General features: G+C 66.3%; 20 protein-coding genes. 1 reads left to right on the top strand and 19 read right to left on the bottom strand.

What is annotated here, in order from left to right; genetic code table 11:
• Window positions 1–139 precede the first annotated feature (139 nt).
• The 3 genes from rplL to KIH78_RS06360 form a co-directional block, all read right to left on the bottom strand.
• Complete coding sequence (gene rplL / locus KIH78_RS06370; protein WP_214313971.1) at window positions 140–520, bottom strand: 50S ribosomal protein L7/L12; 381 nt, start codon at window positions 518–520, stop codon at window positions 140–142.
• A 123-nt stretch (window positions 521–643) separates the two neighbouring features.
• The gene (rplJ, locus tag KIH78_RS06365) at window positions 644–1,165 is read right to left on the bottom strand and encodes a 50S ribosomal protein L10 (RefSeq protein WP_214313963.1); all 522 of its coding nucleotides are present in this window, start codon (window positions 1,163–1,165) and stop codon (window positions 644–646) included.
• Between the two features lie 511 nt (window positions 1,166–1,676).
• Window positions 1,677–2,543, bottom strand: coding sequence for a hypothetical protein (locus KIH78_RS06360; protein WP_219131711.1), 867 nt, complete (start codon window positions 2,541–2,543; stop codon window positions 1,677–1,679).
• A gap of 352 nt (window positions 2,544–2,895) precedes the next feature.
• On the opposite strand from KIH78_RS06360, the gene KIH78_RS06355 reads away from it, so the two are divergent.
• Entirely contained in the window at window positions 2,896–4,290 is a 1,395-nt protein-coding gene (locus KIH78_RS06355) for an NCS2 family permease (RefSeq protein WP_219131710.1), read from the top strand.
• Between the two features lie 527 nt (window positions 4,291–4,817).
• On the opposite strand, the gene pstB is transcribed toward KIH78_RS06355, so the two are convergent.
• From pstB to KIH78_RS06275, 16 genes are all read right to left on the bottom strand, one after another.
• Window positions 4,818–5,597 (bottom strand): phosphate ABC transporter ATP-binding protein PstB, encoded by a 780-nt coding sequence (gene pstB / locus KIH78_RS06350; protein WP_214315745.1) that lies wholly within the window; start codon window positions 5,595–5,597, stop codon window positions 4,818–4,820.
• Between the two features lie 72 nt (window positions 5,598–5,669).
• A complete protein-coding gene (gene pstA / locus KIH78_RS06345) occupies window positions 5,670–6,662 on the bottom strand; it encodes a phosphate ABC transporter permease PstA (RefSeq protein ID WP_219131709.1) in 993 nt (330 codons plus the stop codon).
• The gene (gene pstC, locus KIH78_RS06340) at window positions 6,662–7,615 is read right to left on the bottom strand and encodes a phosphate ABC transporter permease subunit PstC (protein WP_214315741.1); all 954 of its coding nucleotides are present in this window, start codon (window positions 7,613–7,615) and stop codon (window positions 6,662–6,664) included. The genes pstA and pstC overlap by 1 nt, the downstream gene beginning before the upstream one ends.
• A gap of 190 nt (window positions 7,616–7,805) precedes the next feature.
• Window positions 7,806–8,933: a phosphate ABC transporter substrate-binding protein PstS gene (gene pstS / locus KIH78_RS06335; protein WP_214315739.1), complete on the bottom strand. Its 1,128-nt coding sequence runs from the start codon at window positions 8,931–8,933 to the stop codon at window positions 7,806–7,808.
• Between the two features lie 391 nt (window positions 8,934–9,324).
• Window positions 9,325–10,035: a response regulator transcription factor gene (locus KIH78_RS06330; protein ID WP_214315737.1), complete on the bottom strand. Its 711-nt coding sequence runs from the start codon at window positions 10,033–10,035 to the stop codon at window positions 9,325–9,327.
• 168 nt (window positions 10,036–10,203) lie between these two features.
• Window positions 10,204–11,619, bottom strand: coding sequence for a sensor histidine kinase (locus KIH78_RS06325; RefSeq protein ID WP_236034474.1), 1,416 nt, complete (start codon window positions 11,617–11,619; stop codon window positions 10,204–10,206).
• 183 nt (window positions 11,620–11,802) lie between these two features.
• Window positions 11,803–12,513: a 5'-methylthioadenosine/S-adenosylhomocysteine nucleosidase gene (gene mtnN / locus KIH78_RS06320; protein WP_219131708.1), complete on the bottom strand. Its 711-nt coding sequence runs from the start codon at window positions 12,511–12,513 to the stop codon at window positions 11,803–11,805.
• A 107-nt stretch (window positions 12,514–12,620) separates the two neighbouring features.
• Window positions 12,621–13,940, bottom strand: a complete 1,320-nt coding sequence (locus KIH78_RS06315; protein ID WP_219131707.1) for an MFS transporter — start codon at window positions 13,938–13,940, stop codon at window positions 12,621–12,623.
• Between the two features lie 311 nt (window positions 13,941–14,251).
• Window positions 14,252–15,445, bottom strand: coding sequence for a 3-deoxy-7-phosphoheptulonate synthase (locus KIH78_RS06310; RefSeq protein ID WP_219131706.1), 1,194 nt, complete (start codon window positions 15,443–15,445; stop codon window positions 14,252–14,254).
• A 124-nt stretch (window positions 15,446–15,569) separates the two neighbouring features.
• Window positions 15,570–16,700 (bottom strand): 3-deoxy-7-phosphoheptulonate synthase, encoded by a 1,131-nt coding sequence (locus KIH78_RS06305; RefSeq protein WP_236034473.1) that lies wholly within the window; start codon window positions 16,698–16,700, stop codon window positions 15,570–15,572.
• Between the two features lie 483 nt (window positions 16,701–17,183).
• On the bottom strand, window positions 17,184–18,533 hold the full coding sequence (locus KIH78_RS06300; protein ID WP_219131705.1) for a C1 family peptidase: 1,350 nt from the start codon (window positions 18,531–18,533) through the stop codon (window positions 17,184–17,186).
• A gap of 170 nt (window positions 18,534–18,703) precedes the next feature.
• Window positions 18,704–20,212 carry a coiled-coil domain-containing protein gene (locus KIH78_RS06295; protein ID WP_214315728.1) on the bottom strand — a complete coding sequence of 503 codons (1,509 nt, stop codon included), beginning with the start codon at window positions 20,210–20,212 and terminating at the stop codon, window positions 18,704–18,706.
• 339 nt (window positions 20,213–20,551) lie between these two features.
• Window positions 20,552–21,208, bottom strand: coding sequence for a pyroglutamyl-peptidase I (locus tag KIH78_RS06290; RefSeq protein WP_219131704.1), 657 nt, complete (start codon window positions 21,206–21,208; stop codon window positions 20,552–20,554).
• A gap of 92 nt (window positions 21,209–21,300) precedes the next feature.
• Window positions 21,301–22,188 carry an IspD/TarI family cytidylyltransferase gene (locus KIH78_RS06285; RefSeq protein ID WP_219131703.1) on the bottom strand — a complete coding sequence of 296 codons (888 nt, stop codon included), beginning with the start codon at window positions 22,186–22,188 and terminating at the stop codon, window positions 21,301–21,303.
• Between the two features lie 150 nt (window positions 22,189–22,338).
• The gene (locus KIH78_RS06280) at window positions 22,339–23,388 is read right to left on the bottom strand and encodes a purine nucleoside phosphorylase YfiH/LACC1 family protein (RefSeq protein WP_219131702.1); all 1,050 of its coding nucleotides are present in this window, start codon (window positions 23,386–23,388) and stop codon (window positions 22,339–22,341) included.
• Window positions 23,389–23,430: 42 nt separating this feature from the next.
• Window positions 23,431–25,074 (bottom strand): peptidase U32 family protein, encoded by a 1,644-nt coding sequence (locus KIH78_RS06275; protein ID WP_219131701.1) that lies wholly within the window; start codon window positions 25,072–25,074, stop codon window positions 23,431–23,433.
• Window positions 25,075–25,115: the final 41 nt, after the last annotated feature.

Genomic DNA, 25,115 nt, shown 5'->3' with positions numbered 1-25,115 from the left:
TTGACAGAATCTCTGCGCGGCCGGCGAGCCGGGACGCGAAGGCGGCGCACGATACGGGAAAACCCCGCCCTGCATATGCAGGAGCGGGGTTTCCACAACGCTGATATCGAGCGTGAAACGCGGCTTCAAGCCGCACGAATCACTTGAGCTCGACGGTGGCGCCAGCCTCTTCGAGCTGGGACTTGGCCTTCTCGGCGTCTTCCTTCTTGGCCTTCTCGAGGATGGTGGTCGGAGCGCCGTCCACCATGCCCTTGGCGTCGGCCAGGCCGGCACCGGTGATGGCCTTGACGGCCTTGATGACCTGGATCTTCTTGTCGCCGACGGCGGAGAGGACGACGTCGAACTCGGTCTTCTCCTCTTCCTCAGCGGCGGCGGCCGGAGCAGCGGCAACGGCGACGGCGGCCGGAGCGGCAGCCTCGACGTCGAACTTCTCCTCGAAGGCCTTCACGAACTCGGAGAGCTCGACGAGGGTCATCTCACCGAAGGCTTCCAGCAGCTCATCCTGGGTGAACTTAGCCATAATGGCTTCCTTTCCATAATGGAGACGGATCTAAAGTCGAAGAGGTATTCCGTCCCCTGACATTTGGTTTCTTTTTAATTGTGACCAATCATCATGCGACGAGCCCGAAGGCGCGTCCCACAATCAGGCGGCCTTCTCCTGCTTCTCGCGCAGCGCATCGATCGTACGCACGGCCTTGGTCGGCAGGGCGTTGAACAGGTACGCGGCCTTGGACATCGTGGCCTTGATGTCGCCGGCGAACTCGGCAAGCAGCTGCGGGCGGGACTTGAGGTCCGCCAGCTTCTGGGCGCCTTCGGCGTCGTAGACGGTGCCATCGGCATAGCCGCCCTTGACGATGAGGGCTTTGTTGGTCTTGGCGAAGTCACGGATGGTCTTCGCAGCCTCGATGAAGTCGCCCTTCACGAAGGTGATGGCGGTCGGGCCGGAAAGGATCTCGTCGAGACCCTCGATGCCCGCTTCCTTGGCGGCGATGCGTGCCAGCGTGTTCTTAGCCACAGTGTAGGAAGTATCGCGGCCTAGCTTTTCGCGCAGATCGGCGACCTGCGGAACGGTAAGCCCGCGGTACTCGGTGAGGTAGATCGCGTCAGCGTCACGGAACTGAGCCGTAAGCTGGGCAACCACCGCTTCCTTTTCGGGCCTCTTCATGGCGTTCCTTCCTAAGTCGATCATTGGCTGAGGTCGGATCCGCACGGCCGGGCAATAAAAAAGCCCTGCGCACAGGCAGAGCAACATAAGGCCGTTTCCGGCTGCCCGCAAGCGGGCTTATATCTCTCAACCTGCGCTGGCCTGGCGAACCAAACTTCGAGGGCGCGTAAACGCCCCAACCAACGGTCTGTGGTTTACGAGTGGACAAGTTACGTGGGGTTGCGGACATATATGGACGCGGCGTGTCGCACGCCGCAACATCCGTTCCTATAGAAACGGACGAAACATGCGCCTGACCAGCCGTCGCAACATCCGTTCCTACAGAATCGGACGCAACACGGGCCCCACCGGCCGTCGCAACATCCGTTCCTACAGAATCGGACGAAACAGGGAGCTCACCGGACCCCGCAGCACCCGTTCCTACAGAATCGGACGAAACACGGGCCCCACCGGACCCCGCAGCACCCGTTCCTATAGAAACGGACGCGACACACGCCTCACCGAACGGATGCTAGATGGTCGCGGCGTACTGGGCGACGGAGGCGGCGACCTCCTTGAGATAGTCGAGGGAACGACGCCAATGCCCAGGCACCTCGATCGAATGGTTTGCATCCGGATACTCATGAACGTGCGGGGTCAGCGCATTGGCGCGGACGCGATCGTAGAACGGATCGGCCGTACCGGCGCACACCAACGGAGCCGGCCCCGGGTAACGGGAGACGCGCCACCGCTCAAGCTCCGCCTCGCCCATCGCGAGAGCATCGGACGCAACGCCGGAGGAGTCGGCCGCAAGCACCGCCTTGGCGACGTCGACGGACGGGGCGTCGGACTCGGCGATGATGTCGTCGCCCACCCGCGGCACCGGAATCACGCGCGCCGACGGATCGAAATCGGCATGATGCAGGACCGGCGTGAGCAGGACGAACGGCAGACCGTACCGCGTGGCGACATGCGGATACGTCATCGTCGTCAGCGACTTGCCGATGAGTAGCAGACGCGGCGAACGGGGCGGCATCATCGCATCCGTTCCTACAGAAACGGACGAAACGCGAGCCTCACCGGTCGCCGCAACATCCGTTCCTACAGAATCGGACGCGAGGGACGCGGCGTACGCGGCGCGGACGGACGCGACCCAACCGTCGATCGCCTCGTTGATGACGGGAATCACGGTGGACAGGTCGTCGGACGCGTTCGCGACGTTCATACGGTCGATCCGCCAACCGGACTCCACCAAAGCCTGCGCCGACCAATACAGCAACGGACGGTCGCAGTTGTACCCCGTGCCGGGCATGAGCAGCACGCGACCGCGCTCCCGCCCTGGCTTCACTACGTTCTTCTTCCACGCGCGGATCGACACCTCGACCGGCTGCCTGCCCATCTGTTCCCCTTCCATCGTCATCCGTCGTCAACCATCGTCATCGGCCATCCGACGGCGTCCGCCGACGTCCGCCACCACAGGCGGATCCCCGCACGGCCGCCGTCCGACCGTTTCCAACGGACAGTCTAGCCATGGCCGGGGCAGGCGGCGCAATACGCCCGCGATATAATCGGCGACGGTTCCCACCGGCCGCGCATGCGGGCGCGTCCGTCGACGAAACGGTCGACGCGCACGACGCACGGGGGCCGGGGCGAGTCGCGATCCTCGCCGGGACCGGGCCACCGCGACAGCGCGAACGCGACCGCGGCGGACGGTTCCCACACAACCCAAGGAATTAAGGAAAGAAGAGAAAATGGAGAAGTTCTTCCATCTCAAGGAGAACGGCACGACGGCCTCGACCGAAATCCTGGCCGGTCTGACCACGTTCTTCGCGATGGCGTACATCATCGTCGTCAACCCGCAGATCCTGAGCCAGACCGGCATGCCGTGGGGCGGCGTCTTCCTCGCCACCATCATCGCGGCCATCATCGGCACGCTCGTCATGGGCCTGTTCGCCAACGTGCCGTACGCCCAGGCCGCCGGCATGGGCCTCAACGCGTTCTTCACCTACACCGTCTGCTTCGGCCTCGGCTTCACCTGGCAGGAGACGATGTGCATGGTGTTCCTGTGCGGTCTCATCAACATCCTCATCACCGTCACCAAGATCCGCAAGATGATCATCATGGCCATTCCGGAGCAGCTGCAGCAGGCGATCGGCGGCGGCATCGGCCTGTTCGTCGCGTACGTGGGCATGCTCAACGTCGGCCTCATCACCTTCACCCCGAAGGACGCGAAGGCCGCCGGCAAGGGCCTCGCCACCGCCGCCACGCCGGGTCTCGCCACGTTCAACACCCCGGTGCTGTGGGTGTTCCTCATCGGCCTGCTGCTCGCCATCGTGTTCACCGTGATGAAGGTCAAGGGCGGCATGCTGCTCGCCATCATCATCACCACCATCGCGGGCATCCCGTTCGGCGTGACCAACTTCGGCTCCTCGCAGTCCCTGTCCCAGACGTTCTCCGAACTGCCCACCACGTTCGGCGCGATCTTCACGCCGGCAGGCTTCCCGGCGCTGTTCTCCGATCTGAGCAGGCTGCCGCTCGTGATCGTCACGATCTTCGCGTTCTCCATGTCCGACACGTTCGACACGCTCGGCACGTTCCTCGGCACCGGCCGCCGCACCGGCATCTTCTCCCTCGAGGACGAGAAGGCGCTGGAGAACGGCTCCGGCTTCTCCTCCAAGATGGACCGCGCCCTGTTCGCCGATTCGATCGCCACCTCCATCGGCGCCATCTGCGGCACCTCGAACACCACCACGTACGTGGAGTCCTCCGCGGGCATCGCGGCGGGCGGCCGCACCGGCCTGACCTCCGTGGTCGTGTCCATCTGCTTCGCGCTGTCCATCTTCTTCGCGCCGGTCATCTCCGCCGTGCCGTCCGCCGCGACCGCAGGCGTGCTGGTGATCGTCGGCTGCATGATGGCCGCCTCCCTCAAGGAGGTCGACTGGACCGACATCTCCGCGGCCATCCCAGCGTTCTTCGCCACCGCGTTCATGGCGTTCTCCTACTCCATTTCCTACGGCATCGCCGGCGGCTTCATCGCGTACTGCATCGTGAAGACCTGCAAGGGCAAGGCCAAGGAGGTCCACCCGATCATCTGGATCGTGGCGCTGCTGTTCATCATCGACTTCGTGTGCATGGCGATCCTGTAGTTCCTACGGGCGCGTGGCTGTTGGCTGTGTGGTTTGGCCGTGTGGCCGTGTGGCCGATAAGCGCATGACCGGCACATGACCGACACATGTAAGTCCTGCAACCCCCATCCGTTGTGCTCAGCCTCCGGGCTGCGCATGGCGGATGGGGTTCTTCGTATCCGGAAGCTCGGCCTGAGGTGCGACCGGAGGCACCGAAAGCGCGGCCGGGGGCAACGGAAGCGCAGGAAGCGAGGACGGTTCGCTGCGGTTAAGCGTCTCGGCGAAACAACCGGTCACAAAGTCGACAGGATGATTCACGGAGAAGGTCGTCAGCGAAACAGTCAGTCACCCCCATACCGAACCGCTTCGCGGAGAGACCAGTTAGCGAAGCAATCGGACCAACCAATGACGGACCGCTTCCCCGGAGCCGAAAACCACCCGGAAAACGACGGAAGCCCCACACCGGATACTGGCCAACGATACTGGCAACAGCATCCGGTGCGGGGCTCCGCATCAGGGTTAGAGGGACGGCGTAATCCGTCGCGCGATCAGCCGAAGCGACCGGAGATGTAGCGCTCGGCCTCGTCGTTCTGCGGGTTGTTGAACATCGTGGTGGTGTCCGCGAAGTACTCGAGGTGGCCCGGCTGGCCCACGGCCTTCAGGTTGAAGAAGGCGGTGTAGTCGGCGATACGGGCGGCCTGCTGCATGTTGTGGGTCACGATCACGATGGTGTAGTCGCTCTTGAGCTCGTTGATGAGGTCCTCGACGGCGAGCGTGGAGATCGGGTCGAGCGCGGAGCACGGCTCGTCCATGAGGACGACCTGCGGGTGGACGGCCACGGCGCGTGCGATGCACAGACGCTGCTGCTGGCCGCCGGACAGGCCGATGCCCGGGTTGTCGAGACGGTCCTTGACCTCGTTCCAGAGGTTGGCGCCGCGCAGTGCCCACTCGACGAGGTCGTCCGCGTCGGACTTGCTGATGTGCTTGTTGTTCAGACGCACACCGGCGAGCACGTTCTCACGGATGGACATGGTCGGGAACGGGTTCGGGCGCTGGAAGACCATGCCGACGTCACGACGGACGGACACGGGGTCCACGTCCGCGTCGTACAGGTTCTTGCCTTCGAGGAGCACCTCGCCCTCGACGTGCGCGCCGGGGATGAGCTCGTGCATGCGGTCCAGAGTGCGCAGCACGGTGGACTTGCCGCAGCCGGATGGGCCGATGAAGGCGGTGACCTTGTTCGCCTCGATGTTGATGTTCACATCCTCCACGGCGAGGAAGTCGCCGTAGTAGATGTTCTCGTGGTTCACGTCAATACGTTGTCCCATGATGTTTCCTTTATTTTCTTGAGATCCTTGAGATCCGAACGAATCCGAACGAAACGATGTTGCGGGCCGGCGTCAGCGTTCGCTCTTCACGGCGAAGACCTTGGCGACCCAGCGGCCGATGAGGTTGAGCAGCAGCACGATGATGATCAGCACGAGAGCGGCGGCCCAGGAGCGTTCCATCGGGATGGTGGGCACGCAGGTGGCGTCGGCGTTGACCGGGCAGTTCGCGTTGAGCTTCGAGTACTCCTGGTAGACGAACACCGGGAGGGTGGTCATCTGTCCGGAGAACAGGTTCACGTTGGTGGAGGCGATGTATCCTGCGGTCATGAGCAGCGGGGCGGTCTCGCCGATCACTCGCGCGATGGCGAGGATGCAGCCGGAGACGATGCCGGGCAGCGCGGTGCGCAGCACGATCTTGGAGATGGTGCGCTGCTTGGTGACGCCGAGGGCCAGCGAGGCTTCGCGAAGGTCGTTCGGCACGATCTTGAGCATCTCCTCGCAGGACTTGACGACGGTCGGCAGCATGAGCAGGGACAATGCCACGGAGCCTTCGAAGCCGTTGATGGTGCCCGGGCCGAACACGATGGTGAACATCGAGAAGGCGAACAGGCCGGCCACGATGGACGGGATGCCGCTCATCACGTCGACGAGCAGGGAGATCGTCATCGCGAGCTTGCCGCCGTGCGCGTATTCGACGAGGTACACGGCGCACATGATGCCGATCGGGATGGAGATGACCATGGCGCCGCCGGTGATCTCCAGCGTGCCGATGATGGCGTGCAGGACGCCGCCGTAGCCGCCGGACGGGGTCTGGTTGCCGCCGACCACGCCGGTCATGTTGAACGTCAGGAAGTTGATGTTGAGTCGCTTGAGACCGTTGACGATGGTGGTCCAGAGCACGGACACCAGCGGGATGCAGGCAATCACGAAGGACAGGCCGATGAGGCCGGTCATGAAGACGTCCTTGCGCTTGCGGGCGTTCTCGGAGGAGCGGGTGGGACGGAACTTGTCGAAGTCGATGACGGGCGCGCCGTCGAGGTTCTTCTTCTTTGCTTCTTCAGCCATCAGACACTCGCTTTCTCGGTGATCTTACGGGCGATGAAGTTCACGACGAACGTGATGAGGAACAGGATGAGACCGGTGCCGATCAGGGCGGACACGCCGAGTTCGTCGGCCTCGGGGTACTGGGCCGCGATGTTCGCCGCGATGGTCTGGTTCTGCGAGGCCTGCAGGAGCTTGACGGAGTAGGTGAGGCCTGGGGACAGGATCATCAACACGGCCATGGTCTCGCCGAGCGCACGGCCGAGGGCCAGCATGGAGGCGGACACGATGCCGGACTTGCCGAACGGCAGGACGGCGAGCTTGATCATCTCCCACTTGGTGGCGCCCAGACCGTAGGCGGCCTCCTGCTGGAGGGTCGGGGTCTGGAGGAAGATGTCACGCGACATGGAGGTGATGATCGGCAGAATCATGACGGCGAGGACGACCGCCACGGTGCCGACGGTGCGCTGCGGGTTGGCGGCCGGGCCGGCGAACAGCGGAATCCAGCCGAAGTAGGTGGCCACCCAGTTCCAGAACGGGTAGATGGCCGGCACCAGGATCAGGCCGCCCCACAGACCGTAGATGACGGAGGGGATGGCGGCGAGCAGGTCGACCACGTAGCTCAGTCCGGTCGCGACCTTCTTCGGCGCGTAGTGCGAGATGAACAGCGCGATGCCGATGGAGATGAAGAACGCGATGATCAGCGCGAGGATGGAGACGAGGACGGTGCCGAACAGCAGCGGGAGCACGTAGCCCCAGAAGTTGTCGGTCTTGCCGCCCGTGAAGTTGGAGATGGTGGCGCTGTTCTTGGCCTGGTCTCCGCCGATGAGCGGGAACGCGCGGAAGAACAGGAAGAGGAACACGGCGGCGAGGACGACGAGGATCAGGATGCCGCAGCCATAGGCCACGCCCTTGAACACCTTGTCGGCGGTTTTGCCACCGGCCGGTTGCATCACCGGTTTGTCTTGCGAACTCACGGATGCTCCTTATGGATGGGTTGCAATTGGGGAAGCGGAAAGCGGTCTGGTCTGGTGTCCGGGTGCTGACCGGGCTTGAGCCGCAGCCGTGTATGACGACTGCGGCTCAAGGATGTGGTTGCTATCGGAGACGATTGCTTGGGTCAGCGTCCGGACGGGCACGGTCGCGGGACCGTGCCGTGGACCGGACTCACTTGGTCTTGATGGCCTCGATGGACTTGCTGATCTTGGAGGTCAGGCTGGACGGCAGCGGAGCGGAGCCGGCGGCGTCCTGAGCGGCCTTCTGGCCCTCATCGGAGGTGACGTAGGTCAGCCAGGACTTGACGAACTCGCCCTGCTTGGCGTCCTTGTAGGCCGGGCAGGCGATCATGTAGGAGACGAGGACGATCGGGTAGGCGCCCTTGGCCTCGGTCTCGTGGTTGATCTTCACGACCACGCGGTTGTCGCCCTTGGCGGTGTCGTCGAGCTTGGAGTCCTCGATGACCTTGGAGCCGCCGTCGGCGGAGATCTCGTTGTAGGAATCGCCGACCTTCACGGCCACGGTGCCCAGCTGGCCGACCTGGGAGAAGTCGGCGTAGCCGATGGTGCCGTCGGCCTGCTGCACGGTGGAGATCACGCCAGAGGTGCCCTTGGCGCCCTGGCCGACGTTGTTCGGCCAGTTCTCGGAGAGGTCGTAGGACCAGTCATCCGGGGCGACGTCCTTGAAGTAGGAGACGAAGTTCTGGGTGGTGCCGGACTTGTCGGAGCGGTGGACCACGGTGATCGCGGTGCTCGGCAGGTCGAGCTTCGGGTTCTGCTCCTTGATGGCCGGATCGTTCCACGTGGTGATCTTGCCGTCGAAGATCTTGGCGATGGTGGAGGCGTCCATGTTGATGTGCTTGCCGGCGTCGGAGATGCCCTTGAGGTTGAAGACCACGGCGATCGGGGAGATGTACACCGGGACGTCGAAGGCGGAACCGGAGGCGCAGACGGCCTCGGACTTGGTGACTTCGTCGTCGGCGAGGGCCTTGTCGGAGCCGGCCCACGCGGTGGCGCCGGTGAGGAAGGTGGAGACGCCAGCGCCGGAACCGGACGGGTTGTAGGCGATCTTGGCGTTCGGGTTGTTGGCCTGGAAGCCGGCGGTCCAGGCTTCGACGGCGGCCTGCTGGGAGGAGGCGCCGGCGCCCTGGAAGGAGCCGGAGATGGGCTCGGACTTGGTGGTTTCGGAAGAGCCGTTGGAGCTGCCGCTGGTGGTGTTGTCACCACAGGCGGCAAGGCCGGCCAGCATGACGATGCCGGAAAGCGCGGCCATGGAGCGCACGAAGATGTTGTTACGCATTCTTTTTCCCTCTATCAACTAACCTGCGACGGCCGTATGGGCCGCCCGTCATTTCATGACATCTACTAGCCTATGGGCGTCGCGAGGGGATGAAGGCCGAAACCGGTGAACGGACGATGAACAATCCGCGATTTATGCCTACGTCGTTTTCGGGGGTGGAGGCGTAGTTTGCGCGTTGGGCATCGTCCATGCACGATGCGTGTATGCGCCCGCCTTATGCGCCCGTCATATACGACGGGCGGCTCCCCTCCTTGCGGAAGGGAGCCGCCCGCGGGCGAAGGCCCGATGCCGGTCAGGCGACCGGCTGAGCCGAACAGTGGACGGTCCGGTGGACCGTCCACCGGCGAAGGCCTGCCGACAGGCGGGCGAATCGACCCGCCGCCTGACGCCGTCAGGCGACCGGCTGGTCGATCTTGTATCCGAGGCCGCGCACGGTGGTGAGGTACTTCGGGTGGCTCGGGTCCTCCTCGATCTTGGCGCGCACGCGCTTGACGTGCACGTCGAGGGTCTTGGTGTCGCCCACATAGTCGGAGCCCCAGATGCGGTCGATGAGCTGGTGGCGGGTCATGACGCGGCCCTTGTTCTGCAGGAGGTATTCGAGCAGTTCGAATTCCTTGAGCGGGAAGAACACGTTCTCGCCGCGCACGGTGACCTGGTGCTGGCCGACCTGCATGGAGATGTCGCCGCAGGTCAGCGGCAGGTCGTCGCCGGAGGCGGTGCCGTCGGCGGAGCCGGACGGCTGCTGGTTGCGGCGCATGACGGCGCGGATGCGGGCGAGCAGCTCGCGGAACGAGTACGGCTTGGTGACGTAGTCGTCGGCGCCGATCTCGAGGCCGACGACCTTGTCGATCTCGGCGCTTTTGGCGGTGAGCATGATGATGGGGACGCGGCTCTGTTCGCGGATGCGGCGGCACAGCGCGGTGCCGTCGATGCCGGGGAGCATGAGGTCAAGGAGCACGAAGTCGATGCCGCCCTTGGTGAACAGTTCGAGGCCCTCCTCGCCGGTGGCGGCGGCGGACACCTCGTACCCCTCACGCGTGAGCTGGTACATCAACGGCTCCCTGTAGGACTCCTCGTCCTCCACGATGAGTATGCGCGTCATGATCACCTTTCGTCGGGAAGCCCCGTTGGTGCCGCGTCATGCCGCGTCGGGGTTTCATGAGATTTTCCGAAAACCATCCTAGCCGTTCGCCGGGTGTTCATCTGCGATGCGAATCGGCTACGTATCCGTTTCGGCGTCGTGGCGTCCGATATGACGCCCATCGTGGCGTCACTGCCGATGCACCATCACCGTGATATCGTCGTCGCCTACGTTGTTGCGTACGCTGCGCGCGGGACGTTCGCGTCCGCTGCCGTCCGCGTCGTCGCCCTTGCGGGACGCGTCGGACGCACCCGACGCGCCGCCGTCAGCGGACGCATCGTCGTCGCCGGACACGTCGCGCGGCAGTTCGATGGTGAACGTCGACCCTTCGCCTTCACGCGACCAGACGGACACGGTGCCGCCGCAGTCGGCCACGGAGTGCTTGACGATGGCGAGGCCCAGACCGGTGCCGCCGGTCTGGCGGGAGCGGGCGGGGTCGACGCGGTAGAAGCGTTCGAAGATGCGGTCGATGGACGCGGCGGGGATGCCGATGCCCTGGTCGATGACGCGGATCTTGACGCGCGTGTCGTTCGCGGTCACGGCGACGCGGACGGTCGTGTGTTCGGGCGAGTAGTGGATGGCGTTCTCGACGAGGTTCTTCACGGCCGTGACGATCGATTCCTCGTCGCAGGAGACGAACGCGTCCGGCTCGCCTTCCGCGGGCTCCGCGCCCGCTGGTTCGCCGCCGAACGACAGGTCGATGGCGATGTGCCGTCCGTCCGCCTGCACCTGGTTCTCGGCGATGGCCTTGCGCGCGACGGCCATGACGGACAGGCGGCGTGCGTCGAGGACGCCGCCGGCGTCCTGCGCCTTCTGCAGGTCGATGAGCCGGTGCACGAGTTCGGTGAGTCTGGTGGATTCCTTGGCGACACGGCCGGCGAAGTAGCGTACGGCGTCCGGGTCGTCGGCGGCGTCGCCGATGGTCTCGGCGAGCAGGGAGATGGCGCCGGCGGGCGTCTTGAGCTCGTGGGAGACGTTCGTCATGAAGTCGCGGCGCATCGCCTCGAACCGGCGCTGCTCGCTCATGTCGCTCACGAAGATGGCGTACCGGTCGTCGCCGATGGCGCTGACGCGCAGTTTGAGGTACCGGGTGGAGGCGGGCATCGTCTCGCCCGCCTGGACGCCGTGGCCGGAATTGCCGGGGATGACGCCGTCATGCGCCATGTCCAGGGGGATGGCGATCTCGCGTTCGCGGGATTTGCCGTCGGCCACCACGCGGGAGAGGATGCCGACCGCGTCCTCGTCGCCGATGCGCGTGCCGTCGACGAGCCCGAAGCCGGAGACGCCCTTGCCCATGTACAGTATGCCGCCTTCGGCATCGACGAGGATCACCGCCTCCGGCATGGCGTGGACGAACTGCTCCTCGGCGGCGCGCACCGAGGGTTCGGAGCCGAACAGCGCGTCGTCCGCGTCGAGATGCCGGTTCGTCCGTTCGTTCGCCTCACGTTCCATGAGCTCGCCATGCTCCGTGCCGTTGCGGTATCCGGCCACTCCGGCGACGAACGCCGTCGCCGCCACCAAGATGAGCACCTGCCACCAGACCATGCGGTTCCACCCTTCCCTGTGTGCTGTTCGCTACCACAGTAGCGGCAAATGCACATGGTTTCGTTGTGGACTACGTAAGTTCAGCGGAAGTTCATCTTCCGCACGCGGACGGGACAGACGACGTGCAGACCGAACGGACGACGGGCGGCGTGCGACGCGACGCGACGCATCGCGGCGCGACGGCTACATGCGTCGGAGGATGTCGACGGCGAGACGCGCGGCGGTGTCGGCGTACTCGCTGATGTCGAACTCCTTGAAGACCTCGTAGTCGGTGTCGGCGTTGTCGGACAGCGCGCGGATGACGAGCGCCGGCACGTCGTTGCGGGCGGCGATCTGCGCGACGGCGGCGCCCTCCATCTCGACGGCGTCGGCGGCGGTGTCGTGGACGACCTTGCGCACCTGGGCCTCGGTGTCGACGAAGTAGTTGCCGGACGCGATGATGCCGGTGATGTGCGTGATGCCGGCGGCGGTGAGGGCCTCGTCGGCGATGGCGAGGAGACGGTCGTCGGAGTGGAACTCCTCGACGGGGTGTTCGGCGGTGCCGGGCTTCCACTGACCGACGAGACGCATGTCGGTGTCGAGGTAGCGCAGCGTGCCGCCGAGGACCACGTCGTTGATGTGCAGATGCGTGTTGAGGTTGCCGGCGATGCCGGAGAAGATCACGGCCTCCGGCCGGTACGTGCTGATGAGATGCTGGGTGGTGGCGGCCGCCGCGACGAGGCCCATGCCGCCCACGGTGGCGGCCACGCGCAGGGTCTCGCCGCCGTTCGTGGCGATGGTGCCGCACGTCACGTCGAGGCTGGCGGCATGGTCGTGCTCGACGCCGTCGAGCGACCGCGCGATGAGCGCGACCTCCTCGTCCAACGCCCCGATGATCGCAATGGTCCTGGTCATGTGAAAACTCCCCTGAGCTCGGAAATGTTGCCGTTTCCGAGCTTAGGGGAGCTTGTGGTCAATCGGACGCCCGCAGGCCGGGCGTCAGGAGGCCGGACGGAAGCCGGTCAGTCCTCGTAGTTCGTGTCCTTGCTTTCCTTGATGAGGAACAGGGCGACGAGGGCCAGGGCGGCCATGATGGCCATGTACCAGCCGACGGACACCACGGAGCCGGTCTTCTGCACCAGCGCGGTGGCGATGGACGGGGCGAACGCGCCGCCGAGGATGGCCGCGAGGTTGTAGCTCAGGCCCGCGCCGGAGTAGCGCACGTTGGTCGGGAACAGCTCGGGCAGGTAGGCGCCGCACGGTCCGAACAGGCAGCCCATGAGCGCGAAGCCGACGCACAGGAAGATCATGACGGTCGTCACGTTGTGCTGGAGCAGGTGCATCGCGAACAGCGAGAAGACCAGGGTCAGCGCGGTGGTGGTGATGAGCACCTTCTTGCGGCCGATCTTGTCGGAGTAGACGCAGGAGATGAGGATGAAGACCGCGAAGAAGACCACGGAGGTCATCTGCATGGCGAGGTACTCGTTCTGGGTGAACGCCGGCTGCATGACCTTGACGCCGTAGCTCAGGGACCAGGTGCCGAGCACGTAGAACAGCGTGTAGGTGATGCCCATGGCGAAGGTGCCGAGGAGGACTTCCTTCCAGTACGGCACGAGGGAGCGCAGCGGGTGCTTGACGACGCGGTCGTTGGCGACGGCCTTGCGGAAGATCGGGGTCTCGGTCATGCGCAGACGCACGTACAGGCCGATGATGACGAGCACGGCGGAGCACAGGAACGGGATGCGCCAGCCCCAGGCCTGCATCTTGTCCGGGCCGAGGGTGGTGTCGAGCAGCAGGTTCAGGCCGTAGGCGCAGAAGAAGCCGATCGGGGCGCCGAGGTTCGGGAAGGAGCCGTACAGGGCGCGCTTGTTGGCCGGCGCGTTCTCGGTGGCGACGAGGGCGGCGCCGGACCATTCGCCGGCGAGGCCCACGCCCTGGCAGGCGCGGCAGATGCACAGGATGATGATGGCGTAGATGCCGAACTGGTCGTAGCCCGGCAGGCAGCCGACGAGGAATGTGGAGATGCCCATCGTCATCAGGGCGACCACGAGCGTGGTCTTGCGGCCGATCTTGTCGCCGAAGTGGCCGAACAGCATGGAGCCGAACGGGCGGGCGAGGAACGACACGGCGAATGTGAGGAACGCGAGCATCGTGCCGATGGCCGGGTTGGCCTTGGTGGCGGCCGGGAAGAAGATCGCGCCGAAGTAGCTGGCGGACGCGATGGAATAGCAGTAGTTGTCGTAGAACTCGATGGCGGTGCCCACCATGGAAGCGGCGATGATCTCGGGAACCGAATCCTTCTTCACCTTGGTGGTTGCAGTCGCGGTTGCGGTTGCGGACATTGTGGAATACCCCTCTACGGGGCCTTGGGCGTGCGCCCGGCCCCTGCTTGGTTTGCTTCTCTCATTCGGGTGGTTCCCGCGGGTGTATCGCAGGTGCCCGTATGTATGCGGGGTGCGCGGACGAATCCGATTCGGCTTGTGGCTTGCAGCGGTGTCCGCACACCGCTGTGCTGCCATATAGGTGTACTCGCGTCGTGACTTCGAAGGCGATACTGTTCACATTGCGGACAGATGACTATCCGGCCGTCCGTGCGACGGACGGTGTCCGTCCGCCGTCCGGCCGGCGCTCGGCCGGCGTCAGCCGCGCGCGTTCAGTTCCAGCGTCGAGTGGCGACCGCCTCGGCGAGCGTGCGCAGCAGCGTCTCCGTATCCGTCCAGGACAGGCACCGGTCCGTGATCGACTTGCCGTAGACGAGCTGCGGCAGCGGCGCGGCCGGCTGGTTGCCGCCCTCGATGAAGCTCTCCATCATCACGCCGGTGATGCCGCGTTCGCCGGCGGCGATGCGTGCGGCGATCTCGCGCACGACCTGGGCCTGACGGTGCTCGTCCTTGCCGGAGTTGCCGTGCGAACAGTCGACGATGACGCCGTGCGCGGCGGCGGAATCGGCGGGCATGCGCATGCGGATGGTGTCGAGGGCGGCGGCGATGTCCTCCCTGCCGTAGTTCGGTCCGGAGCTCGAGCCGCGCAGCACCACGTGGCAGTCTGGGTTGCCGAGCGTCTTGACCACGGCGGCGCGGCCCATGTGGTCGATGCCGAAGAACGTGTGCTGCTGGGCGGCGGCGAAGCAGGAATCGGACGCGGCCTTGACCGAGCCGTCGGTCGCGTTCTTGAAGCCGATCGGCATGGACAGGCCGCTGGCCAGCTGCCGGTGCACCTGGCTTTCCGTGTTGCGCGCGCCGATCGCGCCCCAGCTCACCGCGTCCGCGATGAACTGCGGGCTGGTGGGTTCGAGGAATTCGGTGGCCGCGGCGAGCCCCTCCCCCAGCACGCCGAGCAGCGTGCGGCGGGCCAGCAGCAGGCCCTTTTTGATGTTGCACGAGCCGTCGATGTCCGGATCGTTGATGAGGCCCTTCCAGCCGACGGTGGTGCGCGGCTTCTCGAAGTAGACGCGCATGACGATGAGCAGCTGCTCCCCCAGTTCGTCCTTGAGCCTGGCGAGACGATGCGCGTAATCAAGCGCGGCCGCCGGATCATGCACCGAACAAGGGCCCACGACGACCAGCAGACGGTCGTCCTGCCCGTACAGGCATGCGCGGATCTCGTCACGCGAGTAGGCGACGATCTCCTGCGCCTCGCTGGTGAGCGGCAGGTCGGCGAGCACCTGGGCGGGCGTGGGCAACACCTCGAACTCCAGAACACGGCGGTTCACGATGCGGCTGATGCCGACCTGATCCTCCCAGCGGGGCACGTCCGTGGCGACGAGCGGATTCTTGCCCTCCTCCATCGCCTCGCGGATGGCCCTGAGATCCTCCGGCTTGTTGAGCTGCGGCTGCTGTTGCTGCATGGTCTGTTCGTCTCCCTTACTCGCTATTCCAGCCCCTAGCATAGCCGAGCCCCGCAGTGCCGGGAGAAGCCGACGTTGCGGGGCCAAGAACGGACAGCGATTGGGAGACGATCGGAGGCGGGCCCTACAGGGCGCGACGGGCGCTGACCGCGTCGGCCAGCGTATGCAGCAGCTCCTCCGTACGGTCCCACGGCACGCACGAATCCGTGACCGACTGGCCGTAGACCAGCTGGTCGAGCGGCGCCGGCTTCTGATGACCGGCCACAAGGAAGCTCTCCATCATCACACCGAGGATGCCCGGCTCACCCTGGGCCACACGCTCGGCGATCTCCTCGACGACCTCGGCCTCACGCACCTCGTCCTTGCCGCAGTTGCCATGCGCCGCATCGATGATGAGACCATGCTCGCTCGGACCGGACGCCTTCGAGGCCTTCAAATCGGCGAGCGCCTGCGCGACGGACGCCTTGTCGTAGTTCGGGCCGTGATTCGAGCCGCGCAGCACCAGATGGCAGTCCGGATTGCCCTTCGTCTCCGCGGAGATGACACGGCCGTCCAGGTTGATGGACAGGAAATGATGTTCGAACGCGGCCGCATAGCAGGAATCGGCCGCCGGCTTGATGGAGCCGTCGGTCGCGTTCTTGAAGCCCACCGGCATGGACAGGCCGGAGGCAAGCTCGCGATGCACCTGCGATTCGGTGTTGCGCGCGCCGATCGCGCCCCAGCTGATGAGGTCGCAGATGTACTGCGGGGTGATCGGGTCAAGCCATTCGGTGGCGGTGGGAAGCCCCAGGTTCAGCACGTCGGTGAGGACCTTGCGGGCCAGCCACATGCCCTTGCGGATGTTGAAGCGGCCGTCCAGATCCGGATCGTTGATGAGGCCCTTCCAGCCGATCGTGGTACGCGGCTTCTCGAAATACACGCGCATGACGATGAGCAGACGGTCGTCGAGCTCACGGTTCACAGCGGCGAGACGCTCCGCATACTCGTGCGCGGCCTTCGGATCGTGGATGGAGCACGGGCCCACGATGACCAGCAGACGATCGTCGCGTCCATGCAGCACGTCGCGGATGGCCTGACGGGAGCGAAGCACCAAATCGCTCATCGCGTCCGTGAGCGGCAGCTCCTTCAGGAACGCGCGCGGCGCGGGAATCGGATCGAGCTGGCGGATGTTGACGTCGACGGTCTCGGGAAAGACGGCCTGCTCCCCCAAACGCTGTGCGTCCTCGGAACTATCCGGACCACGAAGTGCTGCCATGCCGACTCTCCTTTCCTGAAACGACGCGCCCTCCCGTCATAAGCCCCGACAGGCGGACGATGCGGTATGCAACAAGGACACCACTGTAGCGGCGATGCCACGGAATGAGAAACGGCCGACCGTTTCGTGGAACGGTCGGCCGTCATGCGCCGGTCCTGCAGGCGGGGCGGGCGTAACCGGCCTGTCGGCCGGGAAGCCGGGAAAAGGGAAGCCGGGAAAACAGCGTACGGGGCCGAAAGCTATACCTCGCCGCTGTCGCGGACAGACCTATGGACAGCCCTTCCACACACCAAGAGCTTCCTCGCGGCGGACTTTCGTCCGCCGCTCGGCGCGCTGGCGCGAAGAGCCCACAGGGCTCTTCGCTATGCCAGCGCTGCCGGCCTGTCGGCCGGGAAGCCGGGAAAACAGCGTTCGGGGCTGGAAACCATACCTCGCCGCTGTCGCGGCTCGGCGCGCTCGCGAAAGAGCCCACCGGGCTCTTTCTCACGCGAGCGCGCCCATCGGATCCCACGCGGGCAGGCTGATGGCGTCCTCTTCGAGGGCCTTGAGGTACTCCTCCGGCAGCAGGGCCTTCGGCACGGCGACCTCGTAGACGTACTCGGTGAACCAGTCGTCGCTCATCGTGAAGTAGCCCTTGTCGGCGATCTTCGTACCCCAGGAGTTCTCCACGCGCCAACGGCGGGTGGAGCCGTCCTCGGCCACGTCCACGCCGGCGAACGCCATCGCGTGGTTCATCGCGGAATCGGCGAAACGGACGCGCGCCTCCTTGTCCAGATCGAAGTCGAAGTCGTAGATGGAGCCGTACTCGAACAGGTCGGTCGCCCACGCGCCGGACTCACGGTCCATGAACGGGTGGCAGTCGGCGCCGAACCACACCGGGATGCCCTGCTCGACGAGGATCTTCTTCACGCAGTCCTTCATGAACTGGTTCGGCACATTGAGGTACTCGGTGGCGTCGCCGCCGGCCACGTTGCCCAGGTGCTCGATGGCGATCTTACGGCCCTTCGGATGCTCCTGGCGCGGGTCGTCGACGAGGCACACGTAGCTTTCGAGGTCCGCGGAGCCCACGTACTTCGTCCAGAACTCCTGCGGCGTGATCTCGCCGTCGCGATGGAACTCGCCGTCCTTATCGGTCCACTCCCAGTCGAAGGAGACCGGCGGCTCGCCCAGGTGGATGGTGAGGATGCGGTGGCCGGCAGAACGGGCCTCGGCGATCGCGGCGTCGATGGCGGCGTCGTCACCGGCGGCCTGCGCGGCGAACATGCGGGCGACGGCGGTGTGCAGCATGTGGCGCAGCTGCGTGTTCATCTCGCCGGTGTTCTTCGAGGAGGCGGTCTCCGGGTAGAGGTCCTTCGGCACGGCGCCGTACTTCTTGTAGATGTTCATCGCCATGGTCCACTGGCCGCCGTCGCCCATCACGTCGGCGAGGAGGTGCTGGATGAGGCGGGAGTCGGCCGGCTCGCCGGCGCGCACGAGGGCGGCCACGTCCTGCAGGAAGTAGTTGACGCGCTCGAGCTTGTCGTAGTACATGGCGTAGTTCTGGGAGAACTCGAACTCCTTGAGGCCGAGGTTCTTCTTGGCCACGAAGCGCGCCACGTTCAGGGAGCTGAACAGCCAGCAACGGCCGGAACGATCCTGGTGGGTGGCTTCGCCGTTGTCGACGACGGTGGAGAAGCGACGCTGCAGCAGACGCGCGCGATCATAGTTCTTGGCGACGGTGTCGATGCCGGCGGCGGTCACCGCGTTCATCGCCATGCGGTTGGTGCCGTCCGCGTCGAATTCGTCGCGCAGGGCGTTCAGCGCGTCACCGGTCAACGGCTGCAGATTGGTCATGTCCGTATGCTCCTTTTCGTATCTTCGGCCACCTTGTGGGTGGTGGATGCCGGAGTACAGCTTACCCGCTCGCGCGACACGCGGAAACCGGTGCGCGGGGTCGGGAGCGGGACGAAAAAACGGCCGGTCCTCGCGCGAGGACCGGCCGTCATCGGAAGGCGGAAGGGCGATCAGGCCTCGGCCGGAGCCTGGCCGTCGCCCTGACCGGCGTCACCGGCATTACCGGCGTCACCGGCGTCGGAGGAATCGGCGTCGCCGTCCTGACCGGCGGCGTCCGCCGGAGCGGACGAATCGGCCGGAGCGGCCGGAGCTGGGGCGGGACCGTTCGCGGCGGCCATGGCCTCGGCCACGGACGTGGCGGCGCCCGTGCCTCCAGGCACCACGTTGGCGAGCGGCACGTCCGGCGCGGCGGGCGACTGGCCGCCGAGGAAGCCGGAGAACGCGTTGGCGAACATGAGACGCAGCTCGCTCACGCGCTGCGTGATCTGCGCCTCGCGCTGCTGCAGCTCGGTGATGTGCTTCTTCAGCCCGTCAAGCTCGCTCTGGGCGGCGGCGCGACGCTCCTCGATCTGGGCGTCCGCCTCCTCGCCGGCCTTCTTCACGATCTCGGCGGCCTGGGTGTCCGCCTCGCCGCGCTTGGCGGCGGCGTAGGAGTCGGCGTCGCCGCGCACGATCTTGGCCTGGCCGATGAGCTCGTCGGCCTCCTTCTTGGCGGCGGCGCGACGCTCCTCGAGGCTGTCGAGCAGCTCGCCCACCTTCTTGGTGGCCTCGTCCTGCTGGGCGGCGATGTCCTTGCGGATCTGCTCCACCTCGGCGTTGACCTGGCTCATGGTCTTGGTGCGGTGCACTTCGGCGTCGTCGGTGATCTCCTGCGCCTTGGCCTTGGCCTCGTCGGTGATCTCGCCGGCCTTACGCTGCGCGTCGGTCATCATCTTGGAGACCTGCTCGCGCACGTCGGCAAGCTTCTTGTTCGCCTCGGCGAGCGCGGCCTCGATCTGGTCGTTCGCCTCCGACTTCAGACGGGTGAGCTCCTCGTTGGTGCTCTTGCGCTGGGCGGCGATCTGCGCGGTCGCCTCCGCCTTGAGGTCGGCGAGCTCACGCTCCTGGCTGGAACGCTCGGAAGCGAGCTTCTTGTTGTGCTCCTCGCGCGCGTTGGCGAGCTCGAGCTCGACGGTCTGACGCTGCTCGGTGACGTTCTTCGCGGTCTCGGCGCGCAGCTGGGCGGCGTCGTTCTTCGCGGAGGTGGTGATGGTCTCAGCCTGCGTGTTGGCCTGGTCGAGCAGCGAGGAGGCCTTCTTGTTGGCGTCCTCCACGATGTGCTGGGCGTCGAGCTTGGCGTTGTTGATGAGCGTCTGGGCCTGGGCCTGGGCGGCCTTGCGCGTGGTGGCGGCGTCCGCCTTGGCGCGTTCGAGCAGTTCGGTGCTGGTCTGTTCGGCGGAGGCGAGCATCTGCTGGGCGTTGGCGCCGAGGGAGGCGAAGCTGTTGCCGGCGGGCTTGCGCTTCTTCTCCTCCTCGAGCTGCGCCTGGAGCTGGAGGATGCGGTCGTCGTTGGCGGCGATCTGCTCGCGCATGTCCGCGAGGGTGCGCTGCGCCTGGCGCACGCTGGCCTGCGCGGTGGCGAACGCCTCGTCCACCTTGTCCTTGTCGTAACCCCTCAACACGATCGGGAACTGGTCCATGTTCCTATCCTTTCGGCTGCCTTCGGCTTCCGCCGCACTCACTCGCTCGATTGACCGCCCCGCTTGGCTTCCCCTCCGGTTCCGGCCGTATGGTCCGGCGGCGGCCTTTTGGCCGTCCGATTCATGCGGTGGTCACGTTGGTCCCCCATGGGCGTGTTCGTTACGCATCCTAGCCCATGCCCGCTGGGAATGTGCTGAACGACCGTGCGATTCACACAGCATGTTCTTGTTTCGTTCGAACCGTGCGTGTTGCGGGGTGCGCGGGCCTCCCGCAGACCGGCCGCTGGCCGCGCGGCCCCCGTTCCGCGGCCCGCTCCATTCCGCGGGCGTTGCCGGCGCTCAGGCGATGAGGATGTCCTCGGAGCTGGGCCTGCGGTAGTAGCGCACGCTCTCGCGCACCACGTCCGCGCCGGCGGCGACGAGCTGGCGCAGCGGCAGTCCGTGCTGCGGGTGCCGGGATTCGTTGATGAGCGGCAGGCTCACGAAGCCGGAGAGCACCTTCTCCTGAGCGCTCGTCCAGTTGAGGAGGTTGTAGAACAGCGAGTTGCACACGAACGTGCCCGCGTCGGAGCTCAGGGTGGCGGGGATGCCGTCGTGCGCGAAGTCGGCGAGGATGGACCGCAGGGGCAGGCGCGTCCAGTAGGCGGCCGGACCGTCCGGATCGATGGGTGCGCGGCGCGGCACCACGTTGTCCGCATCCGGTTTGGCCGCGTCCATGAGATTGGTGGCGCAGCGCTCCAGCATGACGCCGCGCGCCGCGTGTTTGAGCCCGGTGGCGATGACGATCTGCGGGTGCACGGTCTCGATGGTGTCGAGCAGGGTGGGCCACGCCTTGGCGAAGCTGACCGGCAGGCTCACCGCGTGGATGTCGACGCGCACGTCCTCGAGCCCGTCCACGCCGGTTTCGGCGAGCGCCTTGGGCACCTCGTAGGACGGGTTGACGCGGACGTCCTCGTAATGGTCGAAGCCGGAGATCACCACACTGAACTGCTGCATGGCACCCAGTGTACCCGTACGGCCATGCCGGCCTTTCGGACGGGACGCGGCCCGTCACGACGCGCCGCCGGCCTCCGGACGCGGCGTGACGTTCAGCGACGGTGCATCTGGGCGGCGGCGCCGGCGAACATGGCGTGCATGCGCGCCTTCGCCTCCTCGCGCGTCATATGGTGCGTGAGGTCGGCGGCGATGCGTTCGGCCGTGGGGATGTCGGCGAGCGTCGTGATCTTGAGGTTCGTCTCGCTGCCGGAGACGATGGCGACCGGCACGTCGGGCAGGTAGTCGACGACGACGCGCGTGTCGTCGGTCGGGTGGAAGTCCGGATCCGCCGCCGCAAGCTCGTAGGCGCGCCGGATGGTGGAGAAGCGGAACGACTGCGGCGTCTGCGCGCGGTACGTGTCCGGACGGTCGGGCACGCGGGCGACGACCTTGCGGTCGCCGAGGTCGCGCGTGAGCAGCACGGTGTCGGTGGACGCGTACGCGACGGTGGCGGCGCGAAACCCGTCGAGCGCGTCGATCGAGCCGTCGATCGCCGACTGCGCGACGAACGGGCGGACGGCATCGTGGATGAGGATCTTCGCGTCGCCGGGGATGCCGGCCTGGGCGAGCATGTCGAGCGCGGCGGCCGTGCTGTCGACGCGCTCCTCGCCGCCGTCGATGACGATGCGCACCTTGGCGTACCCGGCCTCGCCGATGAGCCGCTCCACCTCGTCGCGCACCTTCGGGTTGACGACCACGACGATGTCGGTGACGCGCGCGCAACGTTCGAACGCCTCGATGCTCCAGCACACGATGGGCTTGCCGCCCACGGAGACGAGCTGCTTGGGGTTGTCGGGGTCGAAGCGCGTGCCGAATCCGGCGGCGAGCACCACCGCCACGACGGGCGCGGACTGGGGTGCGGGGGCTTCGGGGGCGGCGCTCTCGGACTGCACGGATGCGATGCCGTCGACGGTCATATCACGGTTCTCTCTCTCGGTCATAATGCCTCCACCGTAGAACGCGGCGCGGCGGGGTGTGAGCCGGGCCACAGGCTTCCGCACGGAATGTACACGGCGGAGGGCCCGGCTTTTCGGGGTCGGCGGCGAATCGATGGCAGGTCGATGGCGGGTCGATGGCGGGTCAGTGGCGGGTCAGTGGCGGACGATGAGGGCGAGCAGACGCCCCTCATGACGCTTGCCGGCCTTCACGGCGCGACGGTGCGAATACCACAGCGGGTTCTCGAACGTGCACATGCTGTGCTCGATACCCGCGATGCGCTCCCGGAGTTCCGCCGGCCCTTCGCCGTCGGTACGGCACAGCTCGGCGAGCTCGGCGTCTTCCTCGAGGTATTCGGTGGCGGCGTGGACGCGCGGCATCGAATCGACCACCTGGTGCACGCCGGCGAAGGCGAGGTCGATGCGCGCCGCCTCCGCGATGTCGATGCCGGCGCCGCCGAACCGGGACGTGGTCTTGGTAAGCGGGAAACGCTTGACGAACGTGTCGGCGACCTCGTCGCCCACCTCGTAGCAGTCGCCGCAGATGCACGGGCCCAACGTGGCCACGATGTTCTCCGGGCTCGCGCCCTTGGCGACCATCAGGTCGACGGTCGACTGGATGACGCCGCGTTCCAGACCGCGGCGGCCGCAGTGGGCGGCGCCGATCACGCCGGCCGTCGGGTCGGCGAACAGGACGGGCAGGCAGTCGGCCGCGAACATGCCGAGCGCGACGCCGGTGCGCGACGTGACCTGGCCGTCGGCCTCCACGACCTGCGGGGTCGCGGCGTCGGCGGCGGAGGAATCGGACGGCTCGGACGGGCTGGTCGCCTCGCCGGTGGCGGAGGCGTAGTCGGCGTCGGAACGCGTGCCGGACACGTCGAACCCGAACGGCGTGTTGATGGCGAACCGCTCGTCCACGTCCACGGCCGTGCCGGAATGCACCTGCGAGACGAGCGACAGGCGCGCGCCGACGGCCTCGGCGAGCGCGATGCGGTTCGACAGCACCGCCTCCGGGTCGTCGCCGGACTTGCCGCCCAAGTTGAGGTTGCCGAAATCGCCGGTGGACAGGCCGCCGAGGCGCGTGGTGTACACCACGGTGACGCCGGGCGCGAGCGCGATCGGGATGGTCACCGGGATGGGACGGCCGGCCTTGTCGGTGGAGCTGATCTGATTCGAGTCGAGGATCGTCTCGTCGATTTCACTCATGATGGTGTCTCCTTGGATGTGGGTACGGCGTGGGGCTCTTGGTCATTCGGCCTTGAGCGTGGGCTTCTTCGTACGCGAGCGGATGGCCGCGTTCTCCGGCACCTCATGCGGGCAGGGCAAGGAGAACACGTGCGCGGGATTGTTGATGGCCGCGACGGGCACGCCGTCGGCGTCCTCCAGACCATCGGCGGGTACGTTGTAGGCGAGCGGCGGCTCGCCGGGCAGCAGGAACTCGACGAGCTGTCCGGGCTCGATCTTGTTGCGGCTCATGATGGTGACGCGGCCGCCGCGCTCCGGGCTCCACGAGAGCACCTCGCCCACCACCATCCACGAACGGAAGTAGGCGGAACGGTTGGTGTTCTGCGTGACCTTGTGCTCCGGATAGTAGAAGCCGGTGGAATAGTCGCGGTGAGCCACCTTGTCCGGCTCCTCGAGGAGCCAGCCGGGCAGCGTGACATGCGGGGCCGGACGGACCTTCGCGTGATGCCAGCCCTCCGGCAGCACCTCCTCGCGCGTGTTGGACTTGCGCCGGGCGGAACGGGCCTTGTAGCTCAGCTCGTCGAGCTGCGCGCCGCCAGCGGAACGGGCGGCCGCGTCCTCCACGGGCGCGGCGGACGCATCGGACGAGGACGCATCGGACGCCGGGCCTGCGAACTCGAGCCCCACGTCGCCGCCGGGGACGCCGGCGAACGCCTTGTCGGCGTCACGTTCGATGGCGTCGGGCGCCGCGTCGGCGGACGCGGCGAAATCGGGGTCCCCCTCGCGGATCACGCGGTCGCGGAACGGCATGAGCACGGTGCCGTCGGCGGCCTCGAAACCACGCTGGACCATGTACTCGTCGACGGCGGTCTTATACGCGTTCGTCATCGCGGCGATGTAGTACGCGGACTTGGAACGACCCTCGATCTTGAGGCTCGTGGCGCCGGAATCGATGAGATCGTCGATGTGGTCGAGCATGCACATGTCCTGCGAATTGAACAGGTACGCGCCCTCCTCGGTCTGCTCGATCGGGAAGTACTGGCCGGGACGCTTCTCCTCCACAATCGAATACTTCCAACGGCAGGGCTGCGCGCATTCGCCGTGGTTGCCGTCGCGGCCGGTCAGATAGTTGGAGAACAGGCAGCGCCCGGAGAACGCCATGCACATCGCGCCGTGCACGAAGCATTCGATGTCCATGTCGTCGGGGATGCGGGCGCGGATGTCGCGCACCGCCTGCAGGTCCATCTCGCGGGCGAGCACCACGCGGCGGGCGCCGAACTCGTACAGGGCCTGCGCGGCGCCGTAGTTGGTGACGCCGGCCTGGGTGGAGACGTGCAGCTCCACGTCCGGGGCAATCTGGTGGGCCATCATCATCACGCCGATGTCGGTGACAATCATCGCATCGATGCCGGTGTCCCTGAGCTGGCCGATGTACTCGCGCATCGCCTCCACCTCCGCGTTGCGGGGCAGGACGTTGAGGGTGACGTAGACGCGGGAGCCGCGCTCATGGGCGTAGCGGGCGCCCTCCTCGAAATCCTCGAGGCTCAGGTTCTTCGGGGCGCTCCGCATGCCGAACGCCTTGCCGCCGCAGTAGACGGCGTCCGCGCCGTAGTCGACGGCGGTCTTGAGGCCGCGCAGGTTGCCGGCCGGCGCCAGCACTTCGGGCTTGCGGCGCATGCGCAGGGGGTTGTTCCTATCCGTATTCATCACCCCAACAGTGTAGCGAGAGCGGTGTAGCGGGCGGGGCA

Origin of the sequence: Bifidobacterium saguinibicoloris (assembly GCF_019331725.1) — a bacterium.
GTDB lineage: Bacteria > Actinomycetota > Actinomycetes > Actinomycetales > Bifidobacteriaceae > Bifidobacterium > Bifidobacterium saguinibicoloris.
Note: the sequence above shows the minus strand (reverse complement) of the source record. Positions and strands in the feature narration are given on the sequence as shown.